Below are 2,416 nucleotides of genomic sequence, written 5' to 3'. Positions count from 1 at the left end.
CCGCCAACGCACTGCCGCCCACCGGCACTTGAGAGGAGACCCGCTATGCCCAGTGACCACGACGTCGTCCGGTGCGGCCTGTGCGGCGCCCGGATCCGCTGGACCGTCACCGCCAGCGGCGCCGCCCAGTCCGTCAACGCCGACCCCGACCCGTCGGGCAACACCGCCGTCTTCACCGACGGCACCGGCCGTGTCCGCTCCCGGGGCATCAGCAAGGAACGCCCGACCCTGGAGCACGCCGAATGGCTGGCCCGGCCGCACATCGCCGACTGCGCGCGGCCCCTCGGCGCCCCGACACGACAGACGCACCCGCGCACCGGCGTACGACGCCAGCCCCGGCGGCCCCGATGACCCGCGCCCTCGGCCAGGTCCCCGCCGCCGCCCGCGACCACATCGCCGCCACCCTCCACACCCACGCAGCCGCCCACGACGGACCCGGCATCACCCAGGACGACGCCACCGAAGCCGCCACCGCGATCGTCCTCGCCCTCCGCGCCGACGGCTGGCACATCACCGCACCAACGCGCCAACAGCGCCCATGAACCCGGCCCCCGCAACCGCGGGCACGCCGCCGCACCACCTACTCACGGAGCCCCATCACATGTCTGACCAGCTCGCCCGCACCGGACCCGCCGCCGGAGCGCTCGTCATCGGCACCACCGTCATCACCGGATGGGAACTGCTGGGCATCGCCCTGGCCCTCGTCGTTATCGGTGCCATCGCGATCCGCGTCGGCTTCCGCCGGGGCCGCTCGGCCGGTGACCGGTGACCACCACCCGTACGCCCGGCAGCGTCCTCGCCGCGCACCCGCACCGCTCCGGCATGGTCCTCACCGGAGCCATCACCCTGACCCTCGCCGCGGCCTGGGCCGCACACCACGGCGTCCAGGCCGCCAACTACGGCCAGACCACCGGAACCCGGCTCGCCGCCGTCTGGTCCGTCACCTTCGGCATGCTGCTCATGCAGACGCTCATGTACCACCTCGAGCGCACCCGCCGCCCCAGCCCCCGCGCACGCCGACAGCTCGAAGCCCTCCACGTCGCCGTCATCCTGCCGGCGTACAACGAGGACGAGGGATTCCTCCGCCTCGCATTGCAGTCCATGACGTACCAGACCCGGCGCCCGGACTCCGTGCACGTCGTCGACGACGGATCGACCTCCACCGACTACGCCGCCGTACGGGACTGGTGGCACGGCGCGGCCGCGGCCGCCGGCATCCACACCACCTGGCAGCGCACCCCCAACCAGGGCAAGAGGCACGCCCAGGTCGCCGCCGTACGCCAGGCCCCGGGCGCGGACATCGTCGTCACCGTCGACTCCGACTCCTGCCTCGACCCGCGCGCCATCGCCGAGATCCTGGTGCCGTTCACCCGCGCACAGGTCCAGTCCGTCGCCGGCGTCGTCCTCGCGACCAACCACCGCGGCCCCGCCCGCCCCAGCTTCCGCCGGCGGCGCGGCGCCCAGCCGCACACCCGGCGGGAACGGATACGGCAGTACGCCGCCTGGCGCCGCTCGCAACTCCTCTGCCGCGTCACCGACCTGTGGTTCACCACCGGGCAGCTCACCGACCGCTCCGCCCTGTCCGCCACCGGCGCCGTCCTCGTCAACAGCGGCCCCCTCGCCGCCTACCGCGCCGAGGTCATCACCACCAACCTCGACAGCTACCTCAACGAGACCTTCCTCGGCCGGCCGGTCATGTTCTCCGACGACTCACTCCTCACCCTCTACGCCCTCCTGCGCGGCCAGACCGTCCAGCAGCCGTCGGCGATCGTCTTCACCGCCCTCCCGGAAAAGACGTCCCACTTCCTGCGCATGTACCTCCGCTGGATGCGCGGCAGCACGATCCGCTCCCTGTGGCGCATGCGATACCTCCCCGTCACCCGCTGGGCCTACTGGGCGCACCTCCTCAGATGGTTCCAAGTCGCCCTGTCCACCGCCGTACTGGGCTGGCTCCTCATCCTGGAACCGCTCAAGTACGGGCAGGCCCCGCCCGCGTCGTTCCTGATCGTGCCGTTCGCGATCGGCTACGCACAGGCCCTGCGCTACCTCGGCATCATCCGCGCCGACGAGCGAATCCGCTCACGGTGCGTCACCTGGCTCATGATGCCGCTCGCCGTCATCGCCGCCTGGACCCTCCTGCGCGCCATGCGCTGGTACGGCATCGCGACCTGCGCCCGCACCGGCTGGGGCACCCGCCAGAACGGAGCCGAAGTCACCCTCGGCACAGCAGCCTCGGCGCCCACGCCCCCCGCCGCGATACCGGCCGCCCGGGAGCACGGGGACACCATCCCGCTCCACAAGCTCCTCGACCCCGAGACCGAAAGCACCCTGCACGTCGCACTGCCCGCCCGCTGACCCGTGCCGGCCCGCCCGCAGCAACCGGGCGGGCCGGCACCCCACCCCTACCCTGTCTCTT

General features: G+C 72.8%; 4 protein-coding genes. All 4 read left to right on the top strand.

The window, feature by feature from the left end; translation table 11 throughout:
• Positions 1-45 precede the first annotated feature (45 nt).
• The 4 genes from P3L51_RS35855 to P3L51_RS35840 are packed head-to-tail and all read left to right on the top strand — an operon-like array spanning position 46 to position 2,355.
• Positions 46-351, top strand: coding sequence for a hypothetical protein (locus tag P3L51_RS35855; RefSeq protein WP_354609547.1), 306 nt, complete (start codon positions 46-48; stop codon positions 349-351).
• Positions 348-542, top strand: coding sequence for a hypothetical protein (locus P3L51_RS35850; protein WP_354609546.1), 195 nt, complete (start codon positions 348-350; stop codon positions 540-542). Before P3L51_RS35855 ends, P3L51_RS35850 begins: the two co-directional genes overlap by 4 nt.
• 59 nt (positions 543-601) lie before the next feature.
• Entirely contained in the window at positions 602-769 is a 168-nt protein-coding gene (locus tag P3L51_RS35845) for a hypothetical protein (protein ID WP_354609545.1), read from the top strand.
• Positions 766-2,355, top strand: a complete 1,590-nt coding sequence (locus P3L51_RS35840) for a glycosyltransferase family 2 protein (RefSeq protein ID WP_354609544.1) — start codon at positions 766-768, stop codon at positions 2,353-2,355. Before P3L51_RS35845 ends, P3L51_RS35840 begins: the two co-directional genes overlap by 4 nt.
• The last annotated feature ends 61 nt before the right edge of the window (positions 2,356-2,416 follow it).

It is taken from the genome of Streptomyces panacea (assembly GCF_040560175.1).
Classification (GTDB): Bacteria; Actinomycetota; Actinomycetes; order Streptomycetales; family Streptomycetaceae; genus Streptomyces; species Streptomyces panacea.
Note: the sequence above shows the minus strand (reverse complement) of the source record. Positions and strands in the feature narration are given on the sequence as shown.

Excerpts from the sequence above, each read along its gene's own strand:
- P3L51_RS35855 (WP_354609547.1), top strand. The coding sequence starts at position 46 with ATGCCCAGTGACCACGACGTCGTCCGGTGCGGCCTGTGCGGCGCCCGG.
- P3L51_RS35850 (WP_354609546.1), top strand. The coding sequence starts at position 348 with ATGACCCGCGCCCTCGGCCAGGTCCCCGCCGCCGCCCGCGACCACATC.
- P3L51_RS35845 (WP_354609545.1), top strand. The coding sequence starts at position 602 with ATGTCTGACCAGCTCGCCCGCACCGGACCCGCCGCCGGAGCGCTCGTC.